Source organism: Microbacterium sp. CGR2 (genome assembly GCF_003626735.1).
GTDB lineage: Bacteria > Actinomycetota > Actinomycetes > Actinomycetales > Microbacteriaceae > Microbacterium.
Genome location: NZ_RBHX01000001.1, coordinates 3,466,413 through 3,491,893, shown reverse-complemented (window position 1 = coordinate 3,491,893; position 25,481 = coordinate 3,466,413). Strand labels below are relative to the sequence as shown.

Below are 25,481 nucleotides of genomic sequence, written 5' to 3'. Positions count from 1 at the left end.
GAACAAGGAGCACTACTCTTGCCTCTCGATCCGTATTTCGCCGCGAAAGTCGACCTCATCGAGGGTCTCGATTTCTCTGACCTCGCCGACCCCGAAAAGGCCGGCCGAGTGGTCGAGTTCTCCTCCGAAGACGGAAGCTGGGAGGAGCCGGGAAGGGTGACGATCGACACCGTCACCCTTCCGAGCGGAGACCTGAACGTCACAGTCAGGACGTACCGACCAGCTGGGCGCCTCACGGGGGGGTTGCTCTGGATGCATGGGGGCGGATTCACAAGTGGCGACATCAACATGCCGGAAGCGCACGTCGTCGCCGCCGAGTTGGCAGACCGCGGGTCAGTCATGGTCGTTTCCGTCGATTACCGCTTGGCTGGCGACGGGATCGTCTATCCGGCGCCGGTCGATGACGTCGTAACGGGGTGGCAGTACCTGATTGAACAGGTCGGAGATGATTTGCCCCTCGCTATAGGGGGCGCCAGCGCCGGAGCCGCTCTCGCCCTGAGCGGCGCACTCCGGGTCAAGGACGAGACTGGGCGAGCCGCGGACGCCCTCCTGCTGGCCTACCCCTTCGTCCACTTCCCTGTTCCGGCTCCAAGTGCGGAACTCACGGAGATGATGGCGGGACTGCCACCCCTGGTGCGGTTCTCAGAACCCGCGATCGCGGGAATGGTGCAGAGCTACGTCGGACGACTCACCGACATTCCACCCGCCGCGCTCCCCGGCGCTGCGACCCTCGATGGGCTGCCGCCGACAACCATCGTGCTCTCGGAATACGACGATCTTCGGCCGTCCGGTGAGCGTCTTCACCAGCAACTCGTGGATGCAGGCGTTCCGGTGAGTACTTATCTCTCGAGAGGCATGCTGCACGGGCATCTCAACCGATTCCCTTCGCTACCCGAGGTGGAGGAGTCGCTCAACACACTTGCGCGAGGGGTTCGCCCCTCCGCGCCTCGCTGACGAGACCCCCGCATCGTGCGCCCTCCGGCCTGAATACAACACGAACCCAAGAAAGGATCGACAAATGATTGACGAACTTCGATTTGACGGACGAGTGGCGATCGTGACGGGCGCGGGGATCGGTATCGGCGCGGCACACGCGCGTTCCTTGCCTCTCGAGGCGCGATCGTGGTGATCAACGATCTCCCGAACAGTCTCAGTCGCGCGGAGGCTCTTCGCGACGAGATCCGGGCCGCGGGAGGAACAGCTCTCGCGATCGGAGGGCGCATCGGCGACGATGACGCTGCAAGGGCGCTCGTCGAGGGGACCATCGCCGAGTTCGGCCGCATCGATATCGTGATCCACAACGCAGGTGTGCCCGTCGGACGTGTCGTCGACGGCTCCGAGCTGGTTGAGAACGCTCCGGCAACCGGCATGGACCTGTATTTCGACATCAACGTTCGTGGTTCCCTTCAGCTCAACCGTGCCGCCTGGCCGCATATGGTCCGACAAGGCTATGGACGCATCCTGTTCACTTCTTCGGCCGTCGGAACCGGATTCTGGTACGGACCCACCGGCTACGAACTCGACTACGCCGTCTCGAAGCTCGCCGTTTTCGCGGCAGCACGGCAGATCGCCGCGGCCGGAGCAGAGCACGGGATCGTCGCCAACACCCTCATGCCGTGGGCGTTCACCGAAACGGTGAACGCGAGTGCAGGCGGAGAAGAAACCGAGCTCATCACGTTCATGCGGGCCCCCCTTCAGCCCGAGAAAGTCGCGATGGCGATCGCCCCGCTGCTTCATGAGTCGGCCCGAACCAGCGGGGAGGCGTTCACGGCCGGCGGCGGACGTATGGCTCGTGTGTTCCTCGCCGGAACTCGGGGCTACTTCAACCCGGACGTCACCGCCGAGGATGTCGTGGACAACTGGGATCAGATCATCGGCGACACGGATTCGACGGGTGCTCTTCTCGACGTGTTCGAGCAGAGCCAGCCCCGCGAGGAGCGTCTGTTCTTCAAGACGCTGGAACTCGGGCACACGCCCGATCTGCAATGGATTGCGAGTCAGTCCGTGAAGGACTCCACCCGATCAGCCGCCGGGTAGTCATCGGCAGATAGCTCTTGCACCTCACCCGTCGATCTCAGGAATGGCACGCATGACAACGGAACTCAGAAGCTCGGAGTGGTACGACGGCGATGACCGCAACGCCTACATCCACCGCGCGTGGATGCGACGAGGGGTGCCGTCGAGCGCATTCGAAGGGCGTTCCCAGATAGCGATCGCGAACACCGCGTCCGACCTCACGCCCTGCAACTCGCACCTGACCGAGGTCGCACAATCGGTGAAGAACGGCATCTACGAAGCGGGAGGCATCCCGCTGGAACTCCCGGTGGTCTCGCTCGGCGAGACTCAGGTGCGACCGACTGCCATGCTGTGGCGCAACATGGCGGCGATGGCGACGGAAGAGATGCTGCGTGCGAATCCGATCGACGGCACTGTGCTGCTCGGCGGCTGCGACAAGACGATCCCGTCGCTGCTGATGGCCGCGGCATCCGTCGACCTTCCTGCCGTGGTGGTGCCGGGCGGGCCGATGCTGACCGGGCACTTCCGGAACGAGGCGCTCGGCTGCGGCACGGATGTCTGGCGGCTGAGCGAAGAGGTCCGCGCCGGCACTCTTTCCGAGGCCGCGTTCCTCAGCTCAGAGTCGTCGATGATTCGATCGAAGGGGCATTGCAACACCATGGGCACGGCGTCCACCATGGCGCTGGTGGCCGAAGCCCTTGGCGTCGTCATTCCCGGGATTGCGGGGACACCTGCGCCGGATGCCCGTCTCCTGGCTGCCGCGCATGAGACGGGTCGGCTGGCCGTGCAGCTCGTGACGGAAGACCGGCGTCCCTCGACTTTCCTCACGAAGGGCAGCTTCCACAACGCGATCGTCGCCCTTGCAGCTATCGGCGGGTCGACGAACGCGGTAGTGCACCTGCTGGCGATCGCCGGCCGACTCGGCGTCGACCTCTCGGTGGATGACTTCGACCGAATCGGCGCGGAGGTACCTCTCCTGGTGAATCTTCAGCCGGCGGGCACGTACCTGATGGACGATCTCTACCGCGCAGGCGGATTTCTCGCCGTGATGAAAGAGGTCGGTGATCTTCTCGACCCCGATGCGCTGACCATCACGGGCCGGCCATTCGTGGACTACCTCGAGGATGCGCAGGTGTGGGATCCCGACGTGATCGCGCCGCGAGCCGAGCCTCTCATCGCGGCGGCGGGCATCAGCGTTCTCCGGGGATCGCTGGCCCCCGGCGGCGCCATCATCAAACCCGCCGCGGCGTCGCCGCACCTCCTCAAGCATCGCGGCCGTGCCGTGGTCTTCCACAACATCGAGGACTTCCATGAGCGGGTGGACGACCCGGAGTTGGATATCGATGAGAACAGCATCATGGTGCTGCGGGGGTGTGGACCGAAGGGGTACCCCGGCATGCCCGAGGTATCGAACATGCCGCTTCCGAAGAAGCTTCTCGAGCGAGGCATCCGAGACATCGTGCGAATCTGCGACGGACGCATGTCGGGCACCGCGTACGGCACCGTCGTCCTCCACGTCACACCCGAGGCTGCAGCCGGTGGGCCGCTTTCGCTCGTGAGAACGGGCGACTGGATCAGCCTCGACGTGCGGGCACGCCGACTCGACCTGGACGTGCCCGCGGACGAGCTCGCGACGCGGCGACCGAATGAGGACACCGTCGCCGGCTACGCCAACCCTCGACGCGGGTGGGAACGCCTTTACGTCGATCACGTCCTGCAGGCGGATCAGGGGGCCGACCTCGATTTCCTCGTCGGTGGTTCCGGATCGGCGGCGTCACGTGAATCGCACTGAATCGTCCGCCTACGCGGCCCTTCCCACATGCGGGACCGCGCAGGTCGCTACCCGCGACACTTATCACCTGGCCGAGGGCCCGGTCTGGGATCCGATCCGTGAACGACTGCTCTGGGTCGACATCGAAGCTGGTGCGGTCTACGACGGACGATTGGCAGGAGATGGGCGCATCGGATCGGTCAGCCGCCTCGTCACCGTTGCGGATACCGCCGGCACAGTGGCCATCTCTGCGACAGGCTCCATGGTCGTGGCCGGGTCCACTCGCCTGCACTACTTCAACACCGAGGGTGTGCGCGTTCCCGGCGGAGAACTCATGCACGGCGAGGGCAGACGCTTCAACGACGGCAAGCCCGACCCTGCCGGGCGCTTCGTCGTCGGTACGAAAGGCCCAGGCAATGAGTCGTTGGTGCGAATCGACGCAGAGGAGCGCGTCACCACGTTCGACGATGACCTGTCGCTGTCGAACGGCATCGCCTGGACTGCAGACGGGCTGCTTCTCTACTCGGTAGACACCCTCGCACAGAAGATCTATGTGCGCTCCTATGAGCCGAACGGCGAAGTGGGAGAGCGGCGGCTCTTCTTCACGTTCGAGGACGGATACCCCGACGGGGCGACCGTCGATGCCGAAGGATGCCTCTGGGTTGCCGTGTGGGGCCTCGGAACGGTCATCCGTATCTCGCCCGACGGCATCCCAGTCGCACGAGTAGACGTGCCCGTACCGCACGTCTCGAGCGTGGCCTTCGCAGGGCCCGATCTCGACACGCTGGTCATCACGACCGCACGCGAGGGCCTCACCAAGTCCCAACTCGACCGCTTCCCCCTCTCAGGCAGCCTGTTCACGACCGACACCGGGATCACCGCGTCGCCTCCGCGCTGTGGAACGGCGAACGACCACATTCTTCGAAAGGACCAGAATGAAGATCATGCGTATCGGCCCAGTGGGGTCGGAACAACCCGTCGCCCTCGTGAGCGATGATCGCTACGTCGACCTTTCGGATGTCGTGCACGATTATGACGAGGAGTTCTTCGGCTCAGGTGGACTCGAGCGGATCGAGATGATCGTCGCTGAACGCGCGGCTGCCGGCGAAACACACGAGTTCGACGGCGAGCGGATCGGATCCCCGATCGCGCGACCTCACCAGATCATCTGCGTCGGGTTGAACTACGCTGACCATGCCGCGGAGTCGGGCCAGGCAGTGCCTGAGGAGCCGATTCTCTTCACGAAGTCCCCGAACACGCTGGTCGGTCCGAACGACGACGTCAGGATCCCCCGAGGGGCGACGAAACCAGACTGGGAAGTCGAACTGGGCATCGTGATCAGCAAGCGCACCAGTTACCTCGAATCTGTGAATGAGGCGCGCGAGCACATCGCCGGATGGGTGCTCGTCAACGACGTCAGCGAGCGCGCGTTCCAGATGGAGCGCGGTGGGCAGTGGCTCAAGGGGAAGTCCGCAGAGACCTTCAACCCCGCGGGTCCGTGGCTGGCGACAACGGATGAGATCGATGATGTCCGCGATCTCGGCATGTGGCTCGATGTCAACGGCGTGCGTCGGCAGACCGGATCAACTTCGACCATGATCTTCGACCCGTACTTCATCGTCCACTACATCAGTCAGTTCATGGTCCTCGAGCCCGGTGACCTCATCAATACCGGAACCCCGCCCGGAGTCGGCCTCGGATTCACCCCGCCGATCTGGCTCCAGCCCGGCGACGTGATGACGCTCGGCATTGACGGACTGGGTGCGCAGAAGCAGACGGTCGTGGCTCCCCGATGAAGGTGCTCGTCGTCACGGGCCCCGGGAGGGCGAGCATCGAGGACGTCGCATCGCCCGTTCCCAGCGCCGGCGAGGTCGTGGTCGACGTGCAGCGTGCCGGCATCTGTGGGACCGACATGGAACTCTTCAGTGGCGAGATGCAGTACCTCCACGACGGCAACGCCGCATACCCCCTGCGCATCGGACATGAGTGGATGGGCACGGTCGCCTCGGTCGCTTCCGACGTCGATCCGTCCTGGATCGGTCGCCGCGTCACCGGCGACACCATGATCGGTTGCGGCATCTGTGAACGATGCCGCAACGGCTTCCACCACGTGTGCGCGTTCCGATTCGAACTGGGCGTGAGAGGTGGGATGCCCGGTGCGCTCGCTGAACAGGTCGCGGTGCCTGTCACGTCGCTGCACACGCTTCCAGCCTCCGTCGACGACGCCGCGGGGGCGATGGTCGAGCCAGGCGGCAACGCCTGGCGATCAGTCGACGCCGCGCAGCTCCGATCCGGAGAGCGCGCCCTCATCCTCGGACCGGGAACCATCGGTCTACTCTGCGCCATGTTCGCTCGCGCTGCGGGCGCGGAGGTCCACCTCATGGGGCGGGCGGGGCGCTCACTCGATTTCGCCCGCTCCCTCGAATGGGACGGAGTCTGGACCGCCGAGGAACTGCCCGACAAGCCCTGGCATGCGGTCATCGACGCCTCCAACGCTCCCGACCTTCCGGCGCGAGCACTCGAGCTCGTCGAACCTGGGCGCCGAGTGGTGCACGTCGGCCTCGCGGGCAGTCCCAGCTTCGTCGACACGAGAACGATCGCGCTGAAGGACGTCACAGCTGTGGGCATTCTCGGTGCGTCCGCAGGACTCGACCCGACCATCGCGGCGTTCGCTGACGGATCGGTCGATCCGCGACCCCTCGTCGCCTCCACGATCTTTCTCGAGGACCTGCCTCAGGTCCTCGCCGGCCGTCGCCCGAGCGACAGCGGCCCGGGCCCGAAGATCCATATCGACACGACCGCCCAATGAACTCGGAGAAACCGATGAGAAAAGCCATCATCACCGGAGCCGCCAGTGGCCTCGGTGCCGCAGCAGCCCAGCGCCTTCGCGAAGACGGGATCGAGGTCATCACCCTCGACCTTCTCGGCGACGTCGACTTCCATATCGATGTCACGGACGCCACCGCGACGGCCAGCGTCGCTGCGGAGGTCGGGACTGTCGACATCCTTATCAACTCTGCCGGGATCGTCGGCCCGAACGTTCCGCTGGCCGAGGTCCAGTTGGATGCGTGGCGCCGCACGTTCGAGGTCAACGTCGTCGGGGTGGTGAACACCATTCAGGCGTTCGTTCCGGGCATGGTGGCTGCGGGATGGGGACGTGTCGTGAACTTCGCGAGCATGGCAGGGAAGGACGGTAACCCGAACCTGGCGGCATACTCTGCATCCAAGGCCGCGGTGATCGCGCTCACGAAGTCTGTCGGCAAGGAGCTCGCGACGACTGGCGTGCTGGTGAATGCGATCGCCCCGGCAGTGATCTCGACGCCGATGAACGACACGACCGCGCCCGATGTGCTCGCTCACATCACGAGTCTCATTCCCATGAAGCGGGTGGGGCGAGCGGAAGAGGTGGCGGAACTCGTCGCCTGGCTGGCATCGGAACGTGTCTCGTTTTCCACTGGCGCGGTGTATGACATCAGTGGAGGTCGGGCCACATACTGACTAGCCTCAAGAAACGTCCATTAGACCGCGGAAGCCGCGAGTTCACCCAGTCTCACCGAGATGGGTCCTCTGCAGCAGATCCGAGTCTTCGAGCAGCGTCGATGCTGGCACCGAAAATCGCGTGCGTGCGCTCGCGAGCACGATTAGCTGGGTCCACACGTGCGTGCATCTTCTGTTCTTGGTGCTTACCAACGAGAATGAAGAATACGCCTCCATTCACTTCCGAATCCCCGCAGCCTTACCCGCTGCTTCGGTGGCCCTGCTCGTCCCTTTCTCTGCGCAGCGCGTTCTCTACACCGATAGGGACCGCGCGTGGGACGAGGCGGGCGATGGCCCCACCTCTGACCAGCGGTATTGGAGCGCATTCGTCGACTCCGTCATCGCCGCCGTCAACTTCGCCCGTGCGGCTGTGAATTCGGCGGTCTGGGCGCACGCACGGGGCGAGGAGTGGATCTGGTCGTATTCTCCGCCCGGCCGCGTCGAGGCAAAGTATGAGCTGTGGGGTGACGGGCATCCGAACACCTATGACTCGGAAGCCGACTTCGAGAGCTATCTGCGGAATAGGGAAGAACGCTCGGCGGCCCCTGCGGGCGAACTTGTCGAGTTCTGACCCCGTGTGGTCGGCCGGTGCGGGGCCAGCGAAATGCGTTCATGGACGACTGTGACATCGGGTTTCACCGCGTTCAAATCTTCACCATCACCGCCACCACGAAGGCCCCGAATCCCCTTAGAAACATTGGGATGCGGGGCCTTCGTCATGTCCGAATCGTGGTGGCGTAACGCACAGGTAGCCGGATTGCCTACGGGCGCGGAGAGCGAGCGATCATGCGGTGGCTCCAGCACCATCCGCAACTTGTCCGCCCCGGTCCCGCCCCGCGCCCGCAGGTTCTAGCTGACCGCGCGAAGCCCGTCGATGAGCGGGGTGGTCGGCCGGTCGAGCATCTCCGCCAACGTGAGGTCTGCCGAATCGAGCGCCCCTTCGGCGATGCCGGTATCGAGCCCCGCGACGAAACCGGCAGTGTCCTCGTCGAGTCCGGCACCACGTAGCGCCGCGATGAACTGCGCGGACCTCAGCGGCTGGTAAGTGACGTCGCGACCGAGCAGTTCACCCACCGTTGACGCAAGGTCGGCGTAAGAGAAGGCGGTGTCACCGACCAGCTCGAGTGTTCTTCCGAGGTAGGTGCCGTCGGTGATTGCAATGGCGGCAGCTTCGGCGTAGTCAGCTCGTGCGGCGGCGGCGACGCGGGATTCGCCCACGGCGGCAGCGATCACACCGGATTGGCGGGCGCGCTCGACGTCGGGTGCGTAGTTCTCGATGTACCACCCGTTGCGCAGCAGCACGTGAGGTATTCCGGACGCGGTGCGATGTGAGCGGTCCGTCGCGAGAGTCCAGTCGGCGAACGCAAGCGGCGAGATTATCGCGAGGAAGGCAGTCATTGCGAGGCCCCACGCGAACACAGCGAACTGCGCAGGACTTCCGGGGAGTCGACCTCGGCGTCAATGGGGGCGAGCTCTTCCGCCCCGCGTTCTGCGGTGAGCGCTGTCAGGGTGAATTGAACCGCATCGAGCAGCTCCCAATAGTGCCTCTGGTCCGTTGCAGTTCCGATGTGAAGTTGCAACGATTCCGAGGCCGTCTCAGGGGCGACGGGCGTCTATAGCCCCACTTCGCGCCGATGTTCGTGAGGTCTACCCTTGGATTTCGGATACCTGGCCGAGCAATTGGTCCGGCGCACCGTTCGGTGCGCTCATCTCGGAGCATCGAATTAGTCGGGGGCCCGCGGTCGAGATATCAGACGACGGAGGCCGCGTTCACCTGAGGCGCATGCAGCTGACGTCGCGCTTCTTCGGTGAGGAGCCCATCGAAGAACTGAGTGATCAGATCCGCTTGCGATGCTGGGGCGACGGTATACAGGCGCTGCAGCGATATCCCGTCTGAGAGAGCGGCATACGTCGTGGCCGCGATGATCGGATCGACTCCTTCGCGGAGCGCGCCATCCCTGCTCGCATCGTCGAATGCTCGACGAACATTGTCGAGAATCACACGGTAACGATTCGAGAAGTAATGGTGAGCGGGGTGATCACCCTGCGTCGCCTCTGCGGAGAGGATGATGAACAGCTGAGTGAGCCCAACGTCGGAGTCATCGCGTTCTGCAATTTCGATGAGCCCTCGCAGCAGGTGGACCCCGCGCCGCCCTTCGAGGTGAGTGACGGCGTCCTGATCTCGCTCATCGAGGACTGTCTCCAGCAGCACCGCCTTGCTGGGGAAGTAATACGTGAGACCCGGCATCGTCATCCCGGCTTGCTTGGCGATCTGACTGAGCGAGCTGTTCAGGTAGCCGGTCGTGGAGAACACAGCGAAAGCGGCGGCGAGGATCTCCTCGCGCCGTCGTGGTGTCTTGGCGTATTCTCCGCGCCGTCCTGGTCGCCCGGCCATTCGCCGAACTTATCAGGCACATCACGAAAATGAAATTCTTTGCTGTTGAAGAAATTTGGTGTTACGGTCGACCTACCGCCGCATGTGCGGAACTCACACCTTCCGAAAGGACGTGCAATGATGCACCGCTTCACCTCGACGCGTGCTGCCGCTGCAATCGGCGCGGCCGCCGCTCTGGCCCTCTCCCTCGCTGGTTGCTCCGGTACTGCCGGGGATGCCGAGGAGGCTCCCTCGGTCTTGCGAATGGGCGTCATCACAAATCTCACATCGTTCGCGCCGTGGGAGGCATCGTGGGCCAACCAGTCCCCGTACCTGCAGGCGGTCTACGACACGATCCTGCGGGCCGACCCGGACGGAACGGTCGTTGAAGGACTCGCGACCGAATGGGAATGGGATGACAGCCGCACCGTCTTGACACTGAAGCTCCGTGATGACGTGACGTTCTCCGACGGTGAGAAGCTCACGGCGTCGGTCGCTGCCGACTACCTGGTCCGCTTCCGGGATGGAACTAGTGAGAATGCGGCCTATCTCGCGGGAATGACCTCGGCCGAGGCACCCGATGAGACCACGCTCGTCATCACTCTCGGTGCACCAGACCCCGCCCTTCCGGTGTATCTGACGCAGAACGCCGGACTGGTCGGGTCGCCCGCCATGTTCGACGCCGAGGACGCGCAGACGACACCAGTCGGCAGTGGTCCCTATACCCTCGACGAGGACGCCTCCGTCGTCGGATCGAGCTATGTCTTCGACGTCAACCCCGACTACTGGGACTCTGAGAACGTCCATTACGACTCGATCGAGATGTCGGTCTTCGGTGACCCGACCGCTCTGATGAACGCGGTCAAGGGCGGGCAGCTCGATGCCACCAACACGACGAACCCGACGCAGTCCGTCGAGGCTGAAGCTGCGGGGTACACCGCACATGCCTTCGAGCTGAACTGGTCCGGGTTCCTGCTGTTCGATCGCACTGGCGAGGTCAATCCCGCGTTCGCCGATGTGCGCGTGCGTCAGGCGTTCAACTATGCGCTCGATCGCGAAGGAGCAATTGAGGCTTTCGACGGCGGAATGGGAACCGCGACCACACAGGTCTTCGGACCCGAGAGCTCCGCGTACGACGAGGCACTCGATGAGCGCTACCCGCATGATCCGGAGCGCTCCAAAGAGCTGCTCGCCGAAGCCGGCTACCCCGATGGGCTCGACATTGTGATGCCCAGCAATAACTTCGTGCCGGAGGCGAACTTCGCCATCAACAAGGAGATGCTGGCGGCGGGCGGGTTCAACGTCAGCTGGGAGGAGACAGGAGACGACCTCTTCGGCAGGATGCTCTCCGGATCCTGGGCAGCTGCTCCGTTCCTACTCCAGACTGACCCGACGGTCTGGCAGACGGTTCAGTTCCTCCTGCTGCCGGATTCGACGTGGAACCCGTTCCACGTGGAGGACGCTACCATCAACGAACTTGCGGGGATCATCCGCGCAGGCGACGGGCCGGAAGCGGATGCTGCAGCTCAGGACCTGAACACCTACGTTGTCGAGCAGGCCTGGTTCGCGCCGACGCACCGCCCGTCATCGGTGTACCTCACCAACGACGCGACCGAGGTCGAAGTGCAGGTGGGTAACGCAGTCCCCTACCTCTGGAACATCCGCCCCGCCAAGTAACGAAAGGAACGCGCCGGCCCGCACGCGCGGGCCGGCGCGCTCGCCATGCTCTCATTCCTCCTTCGACGCCTCGTAGCGGGCCTACTCACAGTCGTGACCATCTGCGTCGTCGGCTTTTTCCTCCTCTACGCCAACAGTTCCGATGTCGCACGGCGCATCGTCGGCGACCTGGCCAGCCCTGAGATCGTCGCCCGCAAGGCCGAAGAACTCGGTCTTGATCGGCCCGTCGTCACGCAGTTCGCGGATTGGGTCGGCGGCGTGTTCACCGGTGACCTCGGGCGGTCATGGTTCTCCGGGCAGCCGGTCGTCGCTGCGATCAGTGGACGGTTGCCAGTGACGCTCTCGCTCACCATCGGCGCGGTCCTCCTGACCGCCATCGTGGGCGTGCTGCTCGGCGTCGCAGCCGCATCGCGTCGCGGCGCCGTCGACCGAGCAGTCCAGACGTCATCCATCGTGGCAGCGGCAATTCCCGGCTTCCTGGTCGCACTCATATTGGCGCTGATTTTTGGCATCTGGCTTCGCTGGCTTCCGGCGACAGGATACGTGCGACCAGAAGACTCCCTGACGGGATGGCTTTCGACGATCACCCTCCCCGTGATCGCGCTTTCCATCGGCGCGATCGCCTCAATCGCACAGCAGGTCCGCGGATCCATGGTCGACGCGCTTCGCCTCGACTATGTGCGCACACTTCGCGCTCATGGCTTGCCCCGGCACCGAGTGCTCTACCGACACGTCCTCCGCAATGCGGCGGGCCCGGCTCTCAGCGTGCTCGGCCTCCAGTTCGTCGTGCTCTTCGGTGGGGCGGTGGTCGTAGAGCAGGTCTTCTCCCTTCCAGGTGTCGGGCAGACGGCGGTGAGCGCCACCGTCGGCGGCGATATACCTCTCGTGATGGGAATCCTCGTCGCGACCGCCATCCTCGTCCTGGTCGTGAACCTCGTTGTCGATCTTCTCCAAGCCTGGCTGAACCCGAGAATGCGAATGTCATGACCATGTCGATCCCTGTCCCCGCACCGTCGCGGACACCCCTCTGGCGTCGCCTTCTGGGAAACCCTCTCGGCGCCATCTCAGCCGGCTATCTGCTGCTACTGCTGCTCGTCGCCGTCATCGGCCCCTTCGTCACCCCGTATCCCGCTGACCAGAGCGTGATCAGCGACGTGCTCGCGCCCCCAGGGTCGGAGCACCTGCTAGGCGCTGACAGCGCTGGCCGCGACGTACTGTCCCGTCTCCTCGTCGCCACATCGACGAGTCTCGCCGCTGCAGCGCTGGCACTGATCGTGGCCGCCGCGATCGGGGTGACGACGGGACTCATCGCCGGCTACCGCGGCGGATGGTTCGACACGGTGTCGAGCTGGCTCTCGGGAACGATCATGGCCCTCCCCGGCATCGTCGTCCTGCTTGCTGCGCGCTCCGTCCTGGGTCCCTCGATCTGGTGGATCATGGCGATCTTCGGCATGATCCTCGCGCCTTCATTCCATCGCATCGTCTATAGCGCGGTTCGTGGAGTCCGAGAAGAGCTGTACATCGACGCCGCTCGGGTGGCAGGCCTCAGCGATCTGCGAATCGTAGCCCGGCACGTGCTCAGTGCTATCCGCGCACCGGTGATCCTGCTGGCGGCAGGGCTGTTCGCGGTCGCCATCGCCATCCAGGCGAGTCTGGACTTCCTTGGCGTCGGAGATCCGGCTGTCCCCACGTGGGGCGGCATCCTCAGCGACGGGTTCTACAACATCAGTCGCGCGCCGTTGCTCATGGTCTGGCCGACCCTTGTCATCGGCCTCACGTGCATCGCGCTGTCGCTGTTCGGCAACGCGCTCCGCGACGAGCTCGAGCGGACAGGCGACACTGACCGGCGCCGCCCGACTTGGACGCCACCCGCGGAGCGCCCAGACTCGCCGATCGACCATGGCGGTGAACCCGGTGCGGCCCCGCTACTGGTGGTGGATGGTCTTTCCGTCGCCTACGGAGTCTCAGGCGGTTGGAAGACCGTTGTCGACGACATCGCGCTGACCGTCCACCGCGGCGAGATCCATGCATTGATCGGCGAGTCAGGATCGGGAAAGACGCAGACTGCGTGGACGATCCTCGGTCTTCTTCCCGCAGGCGGGCGGCCGACGTCGGGAACGATCCTTTTCGACGGCGTGGACCTCACGACGCTTTCCGACAGCGACTTCTCGCGTATGCGGGGAAGGCGCATCGGCTACGTGCCGCAAGAGCCGCTGTCGAACCTCGACCCGTCGTTCACGATCGGTGACCAGTTGGTCGAACCGATGCGCGTCACGCTCGGACTCTCGCGCGAGAAAGCTCGAGACCGCGCGCTTGAGCTGCTGGAGCACGTCGGGATCCGGGATCCGCGGCGAGCGTTTCGCTCCTATCCCCATGAGATCTCAGGAGGAATGGCGCAGCGAGTGCTGATCGCGGGGGCGGTATCGGGCGAGCCAGAACTGATCATCGCGGACGAGCCGACGACGGCGCTGGACGTGACTGTGCAGGCGGAGATCCTCGAGCTCCTCCGCAGACTCCAGCAGGAGAGCAACCTCGCGATGCTCATGGTGACCCACAACTTCGGCGTCGTGGCCGACTTGGCTGATCGCGTGTCCGTGATGCGCACCGGCAGCATCGTCGAGACCGGGCGAGTCGCCGATGTCTTCGGCCAGCCGAGGCATCCCTACACGCGTTCACTGTTCGGCGCGGTACTAGATGGAGTGCCTGCGCGTGGGAAATTCCAAACCACGAAGGACGGTGAGCGATCATGACACACGACAGCAGTGCTGACGGGAGCCTGTTGACAGTGCGCGGGCTGCAGGTGGCATATCGCGGTCGCACTTTCAGACCCCCGACGCGGGTACTGCATGGCGTCGACCTCGACGTGCGCGCAGGCGAAGCAGTCGGCCTGGTCGGAGAATCGGGATCGGGTAAGTCGACGCTCGGTCGAGCGGTGCTCGGGCTGGCGCCTGTCACGGGCGGCTCGATCGTGTTCGACGGGGAAGACATCTCGCACGCCTCGCGCGCGCGTCGTCGCGCTCTTGCCGCCGACATTCAGGTCATCTTCCAAGACCCGTACTCTTCGCTGAGTCCGTCGTTGACCGTCGGTGACACGTTGAGCGAGCCCTTGCGCGCGCGCGGGGGCACTCGAGGAGACTCGCTGCGGCGGGTGAGCGAACTGCTGGACCTTGTGAATCTCCCTGCTGATGCGGCAAGGCGCCTGCCACGAGAGTTCAGCGGTGGCCAACGTCAGCGCATCGCGATCGCTCGTGCGCTTGCGCTCGAGCCGCGGCTGATCATCTGCGATGAGCCGGTGTCCGCCCTCGACCTCACCACTCAGGAGCGGATCCTCGACCTTCTCCTTGAAGTGCAGGAACGCACGGGCGTCGCGTATCTCTTCGTCTCGCACGATCTCAATGTCGTACGAGCGGTATGCCACCGCGTCGCGGTCATGCGCGGCGGCGAGATCGTCGAGTCGAGCGATGGCGACGCCGTGACCTCAGCCCCCGCCCATCCTTACACACAACGCCTGCTTCTGGCAGCGCCGGTGGCAGACCCAGTTCAGCAAGCTCGGCGTCGTCAGGAGTACGCGCTCGTGCGCGACCAGGACGCCTCGCTCGAAAACCTTGAGGACAACCGATGACGAATCCCACCGCCAGCACGATGACGCGGGATGCGCTCGCACGAGAATTCATCCGCGGACAGGCGGATGAAGACCTCTTCGGTCTGCTCTTCCATCCCATGGTCTTCATCAGGCCCGACCACGATCCCGACGCGCCCAGTCCGCTTGGACCGTCCACGCGGGAACTGATCGTCGACCGCGGCATCCGTCATCTTTGTCTCGGCGCCATGCCGTCGCCGACGGAGGCCGCGGACATCATCCAGTCGCTTCAGGCGATCGCGACCTCGCACGGCACACGACTGCCGATCACCTTCTCCTCCGATCCGCGGCACTCGTTCCTGCAGAATCTCGGGGCGTCTCACCGTGCGGATGGGATGTCGCAGTGGCCCGAGCCGATCGGTCTCGGCGCCATCGACGACGACGCGCTCGTCGAGACGTTCGCCCGTATCGTGCGGGACGACTACCGGGCGATCGGAATCCGCATGGCCCTCCACCCCCAGGTCGACCTCGCGACCGAGCCTCGCTGGGCACGTCAAGCGCAGAGCTTCGGTGTGAGTCCGCAGAAGACAGCGCGGTTGCTGCGCGCGTTCCTCATCGGGTTGCAGGGCGACCGGGTTTCCGGAAGCACTGTTGCGGCCACGGTCAAGCACTTCCCGGGCGGGGGGCCGCAGCGCGACGGAGAAGACCCGCATTTCTCCTATGGACGTGAGCAGGTGTATCCCGGAGGGCGTTTCGAGGACCACCTTCTTCCGTTCCGCACTGCGGTTGAGCTCGGGGCTGCTGCGATCATGCCGTACTACGGGATGCCGGTCGGTCTCGAACTCGGAGGCGCTCCCGTCGAGGAGGTGGGTTTCGCCTTCAACAAGCGGATCATCACGGACCTGCTCCGAGACCAACTGGGTTTTGAAGGGGTGGTGCTGTCGGATTTCGGTCTGATCAACGATGCGGCACCGTTCGGCAAGCCGTTCCCCGCGCGTGCGTGGGGCGTTGAGCATCTCGACGGTGAGCAGCGGATGGCGCGCCTGATCAATGCCGGCATCGACCAACTGGGCGGTGAGAGCGACACGGTGCAGCTCGGTCGGCTCCTCGAGGACGGACGCATTTCGCACGAGCGCTTCCGCGAAGCGGTGACTCGCGTCGTGGCGCTCACGCTCGATCTCTTCCCCGGAGCGCGACTGCCAGATGCTCCACCGCTGTCGGGCCTCGAGGACCGAGAGCACGTCGCCCTCGGACATGCGGCTCAGTCGCGTGCCATCACCGTGCTGGTCAACGAAGAGATCGATGGCCACCCCGTGCTGCCTCTGGCCGGTCCGGGACGGATCCATCTCCGAGGTATCGAGGAATCGGCTCTGCCCGCGGGGTGGTCGGTGGCGTCGGCAAACGACGCCGACCTCGCCATCGTTCGCCTGTCCGCTCCGTTCGAGCTCCGTGACAGGTTCTTCCTCGAGGCATCGATGGAGCAGGGCTCGCTCGAGTTTTCAGACGAAGTGACTGAGGAGATCCGTGACCTCGCCGCTCTCTGCCCCGTCGTGGTGTGCGTCACGCTCAGCCGTCCGGCGATCCTGACATCGCTGCTGCCTCACGTGACCGCTCTCGTCGCCGACTTCGGCGCGTCCGATACTGCTGTTTTCGATGCGCTCTCTCTCGCGCAGGCGCCCGAAGGTCGGCTGCCCTTCGAACTGCCGCGCAGCATGGCGGCCGTCGTGGCGAGTTCGCCGGACGTAGGTTCGGACTCCGGCGATCCCGTCTTCCCGGTCGGTGCCGGGTTGCGTTTGACGCGGTCGTGACCGTCGCGTGACAAATTTCCATCCCTTCTGAAATGAGAGCCATGTCGGCACATCGCGCGCGCATAATCGTCACGACAGATCCAGAACTCGATGACCTGAACTCGATGCTCCGGCTGCTTCTGTACAGCAACGAGATCGACATCGCCGCGCTCGTCTACTCCGCGAGCCAGTTCCATCACTCGGGAGACCCAGCGCGTGGAGTCGCCCCGCACCGGTGGCCCGAACCGGGCGCACGGATGCACATAGATCAGGCGCTGGACGCCTACGAGGCCGTGCACGAGAATCTCGTACGCCACGATCCGCGCTATCCCTCCCCTGAGCGATTGCGTGCGCTTGTCGCGACGGGCAACATCGCTGAGGTCGGGGACACCCGAGAGCCCACCGCCGGGTCCGATCTGGTCCGCGATGTGCTCCTGGGCGATGCACCGGGCAGGGTCTTCGCGCAGGCATGGGGGGGCACCAATACGATCGCCCGTGCACTGATGTCGATCGAAGACGAGTACCGCGGGACCCCGGAATGGGACGAGATCTACGCGCTCATCGTCGGGCGTACGGTCATCACGAGCTATGGGGAACAGGACGACACGTTTTCGAGCTACATCCGTCCCGTCTGGCCGGAACTGGAGTTCCGTGACGTCGCCACCGCGGCATGGGGTTACTTCGCGTGGCACGTCGTCCCCGATGACGCGCAGCAGTATCTCTCTGACGGATGGACGCGCGAGCATGTCTCATCCGTGGGGGCGATCGGAGCGGCGTACCGAGTCTGGGGTGACGGCAAGCACATGGCCGCCGGCTTCGACGACGAGGACTACTTCGGTGTCGTCGGCGCTTCGGCCGAGGCGCTGAGGGAACGCGGATTCAAGCTTTGGGCACCGCTTCAAGCCGCCGGAGCCTGGATATCCGAGGGCGACTCCTCCAACTTCGCGATGCACATCGATAACGGTCTCCGCAACGCAGAAGACCCCGCCTTCGGAGGCTGGGGAGGCAGGCAGGTCCCGCACCCCGACGATGCGCATCGCTGGGACAGCGCCGGTTCGATCCCGTGGACGCCCGGCGCGCCCATCGTGGACGCAGGCGATGCGAGCCGGTGGTTCGGAGCGTTCCAAAGAGACTTCGCCGCACGCCTGCAGTGGACGGTCACGTCGGATCCTGCCTCGGCCAATCATGCACCCCGAGTGAGTGTCGAGACGCTGGACAGGACCGTATCCCCCGGCGAACACGTCGAGCTGGGGTTCACCGTCACCGACCCGGACGGAGACGACGTCACCGTCCGGGCGTTTCAAGATCGCGGCTCCGAGTGCCAGCTCACGGTCGTGCCCGGCGCCTGCACTATCCAGATTCCCGCCGATGCGCCGGCCGGATCGAGCATCCACATCATCATCGAAGCCGTCGATGGTGGAGCCCCAGCTCTGACCGGATATGCCCGGGTCGTGCTGACTGTGGAGTGACCATACCGAGCGAGCGATTCCAAACATGAGAAGGGGCCGCCATCAGGCGGCCCCTTCTTGGTCGTTCGAGCTGGGTTCAGGTCACTCCAGCGAGAAAAGCGTGTAGCTCTCGGCGTTGCCAGCATTGATCACGACGCAGTCGATCGACTGCTTCTCGTCAGCGCCGGTTTCGCCCGTGCGGATGAAGCTGTCGGCCTGCTGAACCGCAAGCTGCGAGATGAGCACCGCCGGCTGAAGACCGCTGGCGAGCAGCGTTCCGTTCTTGATCGCCGCCACAGCATCCGGGCTGCCGTCGAATCCGGCGATCACGATCTTGTCGCTGAGTCCCGCGACCTCCACAGCCGCGACGGCTCCCAGCGCCATCGTGTCGTTGCCGGCGATGATGCCCTGAATGTCAGGATCGCGCTGCAGCAGCGTCTCGATCTTGGCGAATGCCTCGTCCTGGCTCCAGTTCGCGGTCTCCTTCGCGACCGAGACGAGCTCCGGGTACTGGGAGATCACGCTGGCGTACGCTTCCGATCTGACGCCCGCGTTCGTGTCCGACTCCTTGCCCGTGAGCTCGATGTACTTGCCGCCGTCCGGCAGCGCGGCGACCCATTCTTCGGCCACTGCTGCTGCGCCCTGCGCGTTGTTCGCCACGATCTGCGCGGCAGCCACGCCCGTCTCATTGATCTCACGATCGATCAGGAAGACAGGGATGCCGGCATCCTTCGCCTTCTGGATCGGACCGACCGAAGCATCAGCACCGGCGTTGTCGAGGATGATGGCCTTCGCGCCGTTGCTGATCGCGGCGTCGATCAGCTCACTCTGCTTGTTGGGATCATCGTCGTGTGAGGAGACGGACGTCTCATAGCCGAGTTTCTCGGCTTCGGCCTGGGCGGCGTCTGCCTCTGCTTTGAAGAACGGGTTATCGGGCGAGGGCGTGATGATGGCGATGGTGCCGCCGGCTTCGCCGTCGTCCCCGCCGGAACCCGCATCACCTTCACCGGAACTGCACGCGGTGAGGCTGAGGGCGAGGGTGAGCGCCGCTGCTGCGGCGATGATATTGCGTCGCATGATTCTCCTTTGATCGTGCTGTGGGTGCTGCGGACGTTGCAGCGGGATCACGCCGAGACCGGCGTTGTCTGTGGGGGAGCGGATTGCTTGTTCGCGGCCGCGAGGGCAGCGTTCTTCGATCTCGTGATCCGTTGCTGGGCTTGGTCGAGCATGACGGCCAGGATGATGACGGCGCCCTTGATGGCGATCTGCCAGAAGGTCGAGACCCCGACGAGTACGAGCCCATCGCTGAGGAAGCCGATGACGAATGCGCCGATCAGTACTCCGCGGACGTTGCCGCGACCACCGGTGAGTGCAGCGCCTCCGATGACGACCGCCGCGATCGCGTTCAGTTCGAAGGTCTCACCGAGTTGTGGGGCGGCGCTGGTGAGCTCGGACGAGATGATGAGGCCGGTCGTGGCCGCGCAGAAGCCGCTGATCAGATAGACGTGCAGTTTGACGTTGCGCACGGGGACTCCGGAGAGCTCGGCGGCTCGCTCGTTGCCGCCCGTGGCGTACACCCAGCGGCCGAACGGAGTCTTGCGCAGCACGAAGGAGGCGATTACCGCGAAGACCACCATGATCCAGATGGCTGTCGGGATGCCGAGAATGCGACCGCCCCCGATGAGAAGGAAGCCCTGATTGCCCCGTTCTTCGCTTCCGCCGAGCTTCGGATACGTGGTTCCATTGGAGATGAGGAGAGCTGCGCCGCGCGCGACATAGAGCATGCCGAGGGTGGCGATGAACGGCGCGACGTTGAACTTGGTGACGAGGATGCCGTTGATGAAGCCGACGAACGTTCCGACTCCCAGTGCGATTACGACGACGAACCAGACCTGTGGGTAGACGACGATGTCGAACAGGGTGAGCTGCCAGCCCTGCAGCATCGTGCCCGCCACGACTCCGGATAGTCCGACTGTTGACCCGACCGACAGATCGATCCCGCCCTTGAGGATGACGAACAGCATCCCGATGGCGAGGATCGCGTTGTAGGCGACGTGCTTGGTCATCGTCACGAGGTTGCCGAAGCTCAAGAAAGAGTCCGACAGCAGGGCGAAGATGATGATGAGGACGATGAGAGCGATGAAAGCTCGTCCCTCGAGCAGCACGGATCCGATGTCGACGTTCTGCAGGCGGGCGCGCCGCGAGTCGTTCTTCTGGGTGATGGTCATTGCGCGCTCCCTGCGGGCTCGTCGGTGTGTGATTCTCCCGAGGCGATCATGAGATCTTCCCGGCTTGTCTGGCGTGGATCGAACTCGCCGACGACGTGCCCCTTGGACAGGACGATGATCCGGTTGGAGACTCCGAGGGCCTCGCCGACCTCGCTCGTCGCGAAGAGCACCGCGAGGCCTCTTCGGGCTTCGCGGGCCATGAGGGCGAAGATCTCGGCTTTGGCACCCACATCGATTCCACGAGAGGGCTCGTCGAGGAGGATCACCCTGGGTGCGGTCATCAGCGCCTTGCCGATGACGACCTTCTGCTGGTTGCCGCCGGACAGGGATGTGATCGACGCGTTCGGACCCGCGGCTTTGACGCGCACATCCGCCATACTCGCCGCGACCGCCTCGCGTTCCGCGCCGCGACGGACCCATCCGAAGCGGGTGAATGCGAGGAGGTTGGCAAGAGCGGTGTTCTCGCCCACCGACATCGTCTGAATGAGCCCGTCGCGCTGCCGGTCCTCGGGCACGAGAGCGAGCCCGGAGGCGATCCGTTCGCGTATGCTCTGCCGGGCGATCTCCTCACCGTGCACGAGCACAGTGCCCCGTTGAATCGGTGAGCGACCCGCGAGCGCTTCGAGAAGCTCAGTGCGCCCGGCGCCCATGAGCCCGTACAGGCAGACGATCTCGCCCGCGCGCACATCGAGATCGAGTCCGTCGACGGCCAGTCTGCTCGGATTAGAGGGGTCGGCGATCGTGACGCCTCTCAGGGACAGGGCGACGTCGCCGAACTCCTCAAGCAGATCAGGCGCGAGATCGTCGCCCGCTCGACCGACCATGTTTGAGATGACCCAGTTCAGATCTATGTCGGCACGGTCTCCGGTCGCAACCAATGCCCCGTCGCGGAAGACCACCGCGTGGTCGGCGATCTCCAGCGCCTCCTCCAGGTGGTGGGAGATGTAGACGATGGCCACGCCGTCGTCTGTCAGTTCGCGGATCAGGGAGAAGAGCACCTCCACCTCGTTGCCGCTCAGGGCAGACGTCGGCTCGTCCATGATGAGCACTCGGGCTTCCCCGGCGAGGGCTCGCGCGATCTCGACGATCTGCTGCTGTCCGAGTCGCAGGTCTCCGACAAGCGTGTGCGGGTTGAGATCTTCTGCGAGACGCCCCATGAGATCGCGTGTCTTGGCAGCCTCGGCTTTGTCGTCGACGATCAGTCCGGCGCGGGTGTACTCGCGACCCATGAAGATGTTGTCCTTGATGCTGAGGTTCGGTGCCAGGCTCAGTTCCTGGTGGATGATCGCGATACCGCGCCGGGAAGCATCCACGGTGTCGACGAGTTCGATCCCCTCGCCGTTCAGTGTGAGCGTTCCCGCGGTCGGCGTCTCGACGCCGGACAGGATCTTCATGAGCGTGGACTTTCCTGCTCCGTTCTCGCCGAAGAGCACGGTGACGGCGCCGGCGCGGATGTCGAAGTCGACGCCTTTCAGCGCGTGCGTCGCGCCGTAGACCTTGGAGATGCCGCGAGCAGTCATGACTACGCCATCGGTCACGCGATGCTCGATGAGCAGCGACATCAGCCGACCTCGAGTGCGATCGGAACGACGGAGACCAATGCGGGGTTCACCCGAGTGAACGCGCCGGTCACCGTGACCGTCTGTCCTTCGGTGGGAAGGCTGACCTCGGACAGGATCCCGTCGCGGACGCGCTCGTTGAACACCGTCGCAACGTTCTGGAACTCGAGCTGATTCGTGAAGTCATTGAACGACACGGTGCCTGTGACATCGCGCAGAGCGGTGCCGTTGATCGCCGGTCCGACCTGGACCTGCACGATGACATCGGAGGGAACGCCTTCGACCGTGACCGGGAGTATGGAGCCCTGTTGGACACCCGCGACACCGGTGAAGGTGACGGGGAAGCTGTATGCACTGCTGGCTCCAGGAGCACGACCGTACTCCGCTTCGTCGCCACCATCGGCGAGATCTTCGAGCAGCGTAGCCAGGTCGATCGCTTCGTCCTCGATCTGCGGGACGACATCCGTTTCGAAGTTCTCATCGGCGTATGCGGCCGGATCGAATTCGCCCTCGCTCGCGGCAACGGTCGCTTCCTGGATCGAGACGTACTTGGTGGTGCTGAGGCCCACGCCGAGGACGACGAGAATGATCACGGTGATCGGCAGCCAGGCTGGAATCCTGGGGCGATGCGCCGTCGCGTTCATGTGCTGCTCCTTCGCAGATCACCGGCTCGGAAGTCGAGATATCAACCGGTTGACCAAAAGGTAGCAGGAGATTCAGCACAACGAAAGAGCCGCGACCTCACAGCGGAGCCTTGCGGAGCGACGGTGGGTCGACTCTTCCCGTGGTGGGGATGAGCGGCGATGATTCGTCGCCTGGACGAATCATCGGTGGCCGAGGCTATCTTTAGATCCATGCCGGCCTATCCCGAGAATCGCACGATGAACATTGCGGGCTCCTTGAACGCCCTGCCCTCGGGATCCCCGGTCACCGAGGTCGCGCGACGTCTGCTCGATCTGTTCACTGGCGGAGACCTCGCGCCGGGAACCCGTCTGCCGCCTGAGCGACAGCTCGCTGCAACGCTGGAAGTCGGCCGCTCGGCGGTGCGAGAGGCGCTCGCAGCTCTGGAGATTCTCGGAATTGTGGACGTACGCCCGGGGTCGGGTACCTACCTGCGGGGCGCGGCCAGCGACCTGCTTCCGCAGGCGTTGCGGTGGGGGCTGCTGATCGGGGAGCGCAACACGAGTGAACTCATCGAACTGCGCTCCGGGCTCGAGATCTACGTCGCCCGGCTCGCTGCGGCCCGGGCCGACGAGAGAGCTATCGCCGCGTTGACCACCGCACTCGAGGCGATGCGTTCGTCGCGCCACGATTTCGCAGCCTTTGCGGTCGCAGACAGCAGATTCCACCACGTCCTCTCGGAATCCGCGGCGAACGGCACGATCGTCGACATGCTGCACGTGGTTCGATCCCTGCTTCAGGTGTACTCCGACCGAGCGGTTCACGATACCGAGAGTGTGTTGATCGCGATCGAGGAGCACGCTGCGGTCCTGGAGGCGATCGCCGCCGCCGATGAGAACGCCTCAGCCTCAGCCATGGCGAATCACATGTCGACCGCGACGCGTCGCTTGAGCGGTCAGCCGCTTTCCGACTGAGCTGACGATGTGGGGCATCAGCGGAGAACTCTGTACTTGCAATTGGTCAACCGGTTTGCCAAACTATGGAGCGTGAGCGTCGGTTTGCTCGCATCACCGTCGATTGAGGAGTCATCGTGGACATCAGCCAGGCAGCTAGATCGGTGATCGATGTCGCGATCATGGTGCACTCGTGACGCGTCTGTGGAATGATCCAGCGGAATTTGTCGACGAGATGATCGATGGCTTCGTGGCCGCCAACGCACGATCGGTCCGTCGGATTCCCGGGGGAGTCGTACGCAGCACGGTTGTTCCCGCAGGTCAGGTCGCTGTGGTCGTCGGCGGAGGCTCGGGGCACTACCCCGCGTTCGGTGGACTCGTCGGCCAGGGACTTGCCCACGGCGCGGCGATGGGGAATCTGTTCGCCTCCCCGTCGACCCAGCAGGTGTACAGCATCGCCAAGGCGGCAGACCGCGGCGCCGGGGTGTTCCTCAGCTACGGCAACTACGCCGGGGACGTGCTCAACTTCGATGCCGCGCAGGAGAAGCTCCGCGCCGAGGGCATCCCCACCGAGACGGTCACGGTCACCGATGACATCGCCAGCGCGCCCGCCGCGGAGAAGCACAAGCGTCGAGGCATCGCCGGAGATCTCACAGTATTCCGCACCGCGGCCGCCGCGGCCGAGGCCGGTTACGACCTCGCCGGGGTGACCCGTGTCGCCGGGCTCGCGAACGAGCGCACGCGTTCCTTCGGCGTCGCCTTCACCGGGTGCACCCTGCCCGGTGCGCCTGCGCCTCTGTTCACGGTGCCCGAAGGACGCATGGCGATCGGTCTGGGAATTCACGGCGAGCCGGGCATCGACGAGGCCGACGTGCCGACCGCCGACGAACTCGCCGAGCTCCTGGTCTCACGTCTGCTGTCCGAGATCCCCGACGGCGTCGACGCGGCAGGAGCCCGCGTGGTGCCGATCCTCAACGGGCTCGGTGCGCTGAAGTACGAGGAGATGTTCGTCGTCTACCGCCGCATCGCGCAGCTGCTCGACACGGCAGGGATCGTCGCGGTCGATCCCCATTTGGGCGAGTTCTGCACGAGCTTTGACATGGCGGGCACCTCTCTCACCCTGTTCTGGCTCGACGAGGAGCTCGAGCGACTCTGGGACACCCCGGTCGACGCGCCGGCCTACCGCCGCGGCTCGGTCGTCACGGCCGAGCAGGCAGCACCGGTCAGCGCGGGCGAGAGCATCACCGAGATCATCACGCCCGGCGATGACGATTCGCAAGCGGTCGCACAGACCGTGCGCGCGGCCCTTCAGGTCATCGTCGACACCATCGACGAGAACGCCGACGAGTTCGGTCGCATCGACTCGATCGCTGGCGACGGAGATCACGGCATCGGCATGCAGCGCGGTTCGCATGCGGCCCTCGCCGCCGCCGTCCTCGCCTCCGAAGCCGGAGCCGGAGCGCAGACCGCTCTCGGTCATGCTGCGGACGCCTGGGCTGACAAGGCGGGCGGCACGTCGGGCGCTCTCTGGGGCGTCATGCTCAACGCCGTCGCCTCGCGGCTCGGCGACGAGGGGCGACCCGACGCGGCTGCAGTGGCCTCGGGTGTCGACGCCGGTGTCCGGGGCGTTCAGACCTACGGCAAGGCCGAGGTGGGCGACAAGACCATGGTCGATGCGCTCGTGCCGTTCACGAGCGTCCTCACCGGCGCTGTCGATGGCGGCGCTGAGCTCGCTGCGGCGTGGCAGAGCGCGGCGGTCGCCGCGACCGATGCGGCCGCGGCGACTTCGGACCTGATGCCGAAGATGGGCCGCGCCCGCACGCATGGCGAGCACGCCATCGGAACTCCCGACCCCGGGGCCATCTCTTTCGCGCTGATCGTCAGCGCTCTCGGCGACCTGCTCGCCGACACCTCGAACTGAAAGGACTCA

Annotated in this window: 21 protein-coding genes and 1 pseudogene; 16 read left to right on the top strand and 6 right to left on the bottom strand. The window is 64.9% G+C overall.

All coding sequences use genetic code 11. From position 1 onward, the window contains the following. Window positions 1–18 precede the first annotated feature (18 nt). The 8 genes and pseudogenes from D7252_RS17530 (at window position 19) to D7252_RS17495 (ending at window position 7,895) form a co-directional block, all read left to right on the top strand. Window positions 19–954, top strand: coding sequence for an alpha/beta hydrolase fold domain-containing protein (locus D7252_RS17530; RefSeq protein WP_120776557.1), 936 nt, complete (start codon window positions 19–21; stop codon window positions 952–954). A gap of 159 nt (window positions 955–1,113) precedes the next feature. Continuing rightward, window positions 1,114–2,037, top strand: a pseudogene (locus D7252_RS17525) (SDR family NAD(P)-dependent oxidoreductase); the annotation flags it as partial. A 52-nt stretch (window positions 2,038–2,089) separates the two neighbouring features. Then, entirely contained in the window at window positions 2,090–3,808 is a 1,719-nt protein-coding gene (locus tag D7252_RS17520) for an IlvD/Edd family dehydratase (RefSeq protein ID WP_120776555.1), read from the top strand. Next, window positions 3,795–4,784, top strand: coding sequence for an SMP-30/gluconolactonase/LRE family protein (locus tag D7252_RS17515; RefSeq protein ID WP_120776554.1), 990 nt, complete (start codon window positions 3,795–3,797; stop codon window positions 4,782–4,784). The genes D7252_RS17520 and D7252_RS17515 overlap by 14 nt, the downstream gene beginning before the upstream one ends. Continuing rightward, window positions 4,723–5,583 (top strand): fumarylacetoacetate hydrolase family protein, encoded by an 861-nt coding sequence (locus D7252_RS17510; RefSeq protein WP_120776553.1) that lies wholly within the window; start codon window positions 4,723–4,725, stop codon window positions 5,581–5,583. Before D7252_RS17515 ends, D7252_RS17510 begins: the two co-directional genes overlap by 62 nt. Beyond that, window positions 5,580–6,596 (top strand): zinc-binding dehydrogenase, encoded by a 1,017-nt coding sequence (locus tag D7252_RS17505; RefSeq protein WP_120776552.1) that lies wholly within the window; start codon window positions 5,580–5,582, stop codon window positions 6,594–6,596. The genes D7252_RS17510 and D7252_RS17505 overlap by 4 nt, the downstream gene beginning before the upstream one ends. A 14-nt stretch (window positions 6,597–6,610) precedes the next feature. After that, window positions 6,611–7,285 (top strand): SDR family NAD(P)-dependent oxidoreductase, encoded by a 675-nt coding sequence (locus D7252_RS17500; protein WP_120777044.1) that lies wholly within the window; start codon window positions 6,611–6,613, stop codon window positions 7,283–7,285. Between the two features lie 253 nt (window positions 7,286–7,538). Continuing rightward, window positions 7,539–7,895, top strand: a complete 357-nt coding sequence (locus tag D7252_RS17495) for a hypothetical protein (RefSeq protein ID WP_147406767.1) — start codon at window positions 7,539–7,541, stop codon at window positions 7,893–7,895. Between the two features lie 278 nt (window positions 7,896–8,173). Here D7252_RS17495 and D7252_RS17490 read toward each other — a convergent pair whose 3' ends face one another. Next, on the bottom strand, window positions 8,174–8,722 hold the full coding sequence (locus D7252_RS17490) for a hypothetical protein (protein WP_147406766.1): 549 nt from the start codon (window positions 8,720–8,722) through the stop codon (window positions 8,174–8,176). Window positions 8,723–9,074: 352 nt separating this feature from the next. After that, complete coding sequence (locus D7252_RS17485; protein ID WP_120776549.1) at window positions 9,075–9,719, bottom strand: TetR/AcrR family transcriptional regulator; 645 nt, start codon at window positions 9,717–9,719, stop codon at window positions 9,075–9,077. A gap of 117 nt (window positions 9,720–9,836) precedes the next feature. Between D7252_RS17485 and D7252_RS17480 the strand changes: the two genes are divergently transcribed. Genes D7252_RS17480 through D7252_RS17455 form a run of 6 tightly spaced genes read left to right on the top strand, consistent with a single transcriptional unit; the run spans window position 9,837 to window position 18,211 of the window. After that, entirely contained in the window at window positions 9,837–11,375 is a 1,539-nt protein-coding gene (locus tag D7252_RS17480) for an ABC transporter substrate-binding protein (protein WP_120776548.1), read from the top strand. Window positions 11,376–11,420: 45 nt separating this feature from the next. Next, a complete protein-coding gene (locus D7252_RS17475) occupies window positions 11,421–12,362 on the top strand; it encodes an ABC transporter permease (RefSeq protein WP_120776547.1) in 942 nt (313 codons plus the stop codon). Next, window positions 12,359–14,125, top strand: coding sequence for a dipeptide/oligopeptide/nickel ABC transporter permease/ATP-binding protein (locus tag D7252_RS17470; RefSeq protein ID WP_120776546.1), 1,767 nt, complete (start codon window positions 12,359–12,361; stop codon window positions 14,123–14,125). Before D7252_RS17475 ends, D7252_RS17470 begins: the two co-directional genes overlap by 4 nt. After that, window positions 14,122–14,997, top strand: coding sequence for an ATP-binding cassette domain-containing protein (locus D7252_RS17465; RefSeq protein ID WP_120776545.1), 876 nt, complete (start codon window positions 14,122–14,124; stop codon window positions 14,995–14,997). The genes D7252_RS17470 and D7252_RS17465 overlap by 4 nt, the downstream gene beginning before the upstream one ends. Further along, window positions 14,994–16,763 (top strand): glycoside hydrolase family 3 protein, encoded by a 1,770-nt coding sequence (locus D7252_RS17460; RefSeq protein WP_120776544.1) that lies wholly within the window; start codon window positions 14,994–14,996, stop codon window positions 16,761–16,763. Before D7252_RS17465 ends, D7252_RS17460 begins: the two co-directional genes overlap by 4 nt. Before the next feature lie 41 nt (window positions 16,764–16,804). After that, on the top strand, window positions 16,805–18,211 hold the full coding sequence (locus tag D7252_RS17455; protein WP_215110996.1) for a nucleoside hydrolase-like domain-containing protein: 1,407 nt from the start codon (window positions 16,805–16,807) through the stop codon (window positions 18,209–18,211). A gap of 81 nt (window positions 18,212–18,292) precedes the next feature. Here the strand turns inward: D7252_RS17455 and D7252_RS17450 are convergent, their stop codons facing one another. The 4 genes from D7252_RS17450 to D7252_RS17435 are packed head-to-tail and all read right to left on the bottom strand — an operon-like array spanning window position 18,293 to window position 22,621. Continuing rightward, complete coding sequence (locus D7252_RS17450) at window positions 18,293–19,267, bottom strand: D-ribose ABC transporter substrate-binding protein (protein ID WP_120776542.1); 975 nt, start codon at window positions 19,265–19,267, stop codon at window positions 18,293–18,295. 47 nt (window positions 19,268–19,314) lie between these two features. Then, window positions 19,315–20,418, bottom strand: coding sequence for an ABC transporter permease (locus tag D7252_RS17445; RefSeq protein WP_120776541.1), 1,104 nt, complete (start codon window positions 20,416–20,418; stop codon window positions 19,315–19,317). After that, the gene (locus D7252_RS17440) at window positions 20,415–21,980 is read right to left on the bottom strand and encodes a sugar ABC transporter ATP-binding protein (protein WP_120776540.1); all 1,566 of its coding nucleotides are present in this window, start codon (window positions 21,978–21,980) and stop codon (window positions 20,415–20,417) included. The genes D7252_RS17445 and D7252_RS17440 overlap by 4 nt, the downstream gene beginning before the upstream one ends. After that, window positions 21,980–22,621 carry a DUF2291 family protein gene (locus D7252_RS17435; RefSeq protein ID WP_120776539.1) on the bottom strand — a complete coding sequence of 214 codons (642 nt, stop codon included), beginning with the start codon at window positions 22,619–22,621 and terminating at the stop codon, window positions 21,980–21,982. Before D7252_RS17435 ends, D7252_RS17440 begins: the two co-directional genes overlap by 1 nt. 237 nt (window positions 22,622–22,858) lie before the next feature. Between D7252_RS17435 and D7252_RS17430 the strand changes: the two genes are divergently transcribed. Together D7252_RS17430 and D7252_RS17425 are read left to right on the top strand one after the other, a co-directional pair. After that, a complete protein-coding gene (locus tag D7252_RS17430; protein WP_308162518.1) occupies window positions 22,859–23,572 on the top strand; it encodes an FCD domain-containing protein in 714 nt (237 codons plus the stop codon). A 172-nt stretch (window positions 23,573–23,744) separates the two neighbouring features. Then, on the top strand, window positions 23,745–25,472 hold the full coding sequence (locus D7252_RS17425) for a dihydroxyacetone kinase family protein (RefSeq protein WP_120776537.1): 1,728 nt from the start codon (window positions 23,745–23,747) through the stop codon (window positions 25,470–25,472). The last annotated feature ends 9 nt before the right edge of the window (window positions 25,473–25,481 follow it).

Excerpts from the sequence above, each read along its gene's own strand:
- D7252_RS17520 (WP_120776555.1), top strand. The coding sequence starts at position 2,090 with ATGACAACGGAACTCAGAAGCTCGGAGTGGTACGACGGCGATGACCGC.
- D7252_RS17510 (WP_120776553.1), top strand. The coding sequence starts at position 4,723 with ATGAAGATCATGCGTATCGGCCCAGTGGGGTCGGAACAACCCGTCGCC.
- D7252_RS17505 (WP_120776552.1), top strand. The coding sequence starts at position 5,580 with ATGAAGGTGCTCGTCGTCACGGGCCCCGGGAGGGCGAGCATCGAGGAC.
- D7252_RS17500 (WP_120777044.1), top strand. The coding sequence starts at position 6,611 with ATGAGAAAAGCCATCATCACCGGAGCCGCCAGTGGCCTCGGTGCCGCA.
- D7252_RS17490 (WP_147406766.1), bottom strand. The coding sequence starts at position 8,722 with ATGACTGCCTTCCTCGCGATAATCTCGCCGCTTGCGTTCGCCGACTGG.
- D7252_RS17485 (WP_120776549.1), bottom strand. The coding sequence starts at position 9,719 with ATGGCCGGGCGACCAGGACGGCGCGGAGAATACGCCAAGACACCACGA.
- D7252_RS17480 (WP_120776548.1), top strand. The coding sequence starts at position 9,837 with ATGATGCACCGCTTCACCTCGACGCGTGCTGCCGCTGCAATCGGCGCG.
- D7252_RS17475 (WP_120776547.1), top strand. The coding sequence starts at position 11,421 with ATGCTCTCATTCCTCCTTCGACGCCTCGTAGCGGGCCTACTCACAGTC.
- D7252_RS17470 (WP_120776546.1), top strand. The coding sequence starts at position 12,359 with ATGACCATGTCGATCCCTGTCCCCGCACCGTCGCGGACACCCCTCTGG.
- D7252_RS17465 (WP_120776545.1), top strand. The coding sequence starts at position 14,122 with ATGACACACGACAGCAGTGCTGACGGGAGCCTGTTGACAGTGCGCGGG.
- D7252_RS17460 (WP_120776544.1), top strand. The coding sequence starts at position 14,994 with ATGACGAATCCCACCGCCAGCACGATGACGCGGGATGCGCTCGCACGA.
- D7252_RS17455 (WP_215110996.1), top strand. The coding sequence starts at position 16,805 with ATGTCGGCACATCGCGCGCGCATAATCGTCACGACAGATCCAGAACTC.
- D7252_RS17450 (WP_120776542.1), bottom strand. The coding sequence starts at position 19,267 with ATGCGACGCAATATCATCGCCGCAGCAGCGGCGCTCACCCTCGCCCTC.
- D7252_RS17445 (WP_120776541.1), bottom strand. The coding sequence starts at position 20,418 with ATGACCATCACCCAGAAGAACGACTCGCGGCGCGCCCGCCTGCAGAAC.
- D7252_RS17440 (WP_120776540.1), bottom strand. The coding sequence starts at position 21,980 with ATGTCGCTGCTCATCGAGCATCGCGTGACCGATGGCGTAGTCATGACT.
- D7252_RS17435 (WP_120776539.1), bottom strand. The coding sequence starts at position 22,621 with ATGAACGCGACGGCGCATCGCCCCAGGATTCCAGCCTGGCTGCCGATC.
- D7252_RS17430 (WP_308162518.1), top strand. The coding sequence starts at position 22,859 with ATGAACATTGCGGGCTCCTTGAACGCCCTGCCCTCGGGATCCCCGGTC.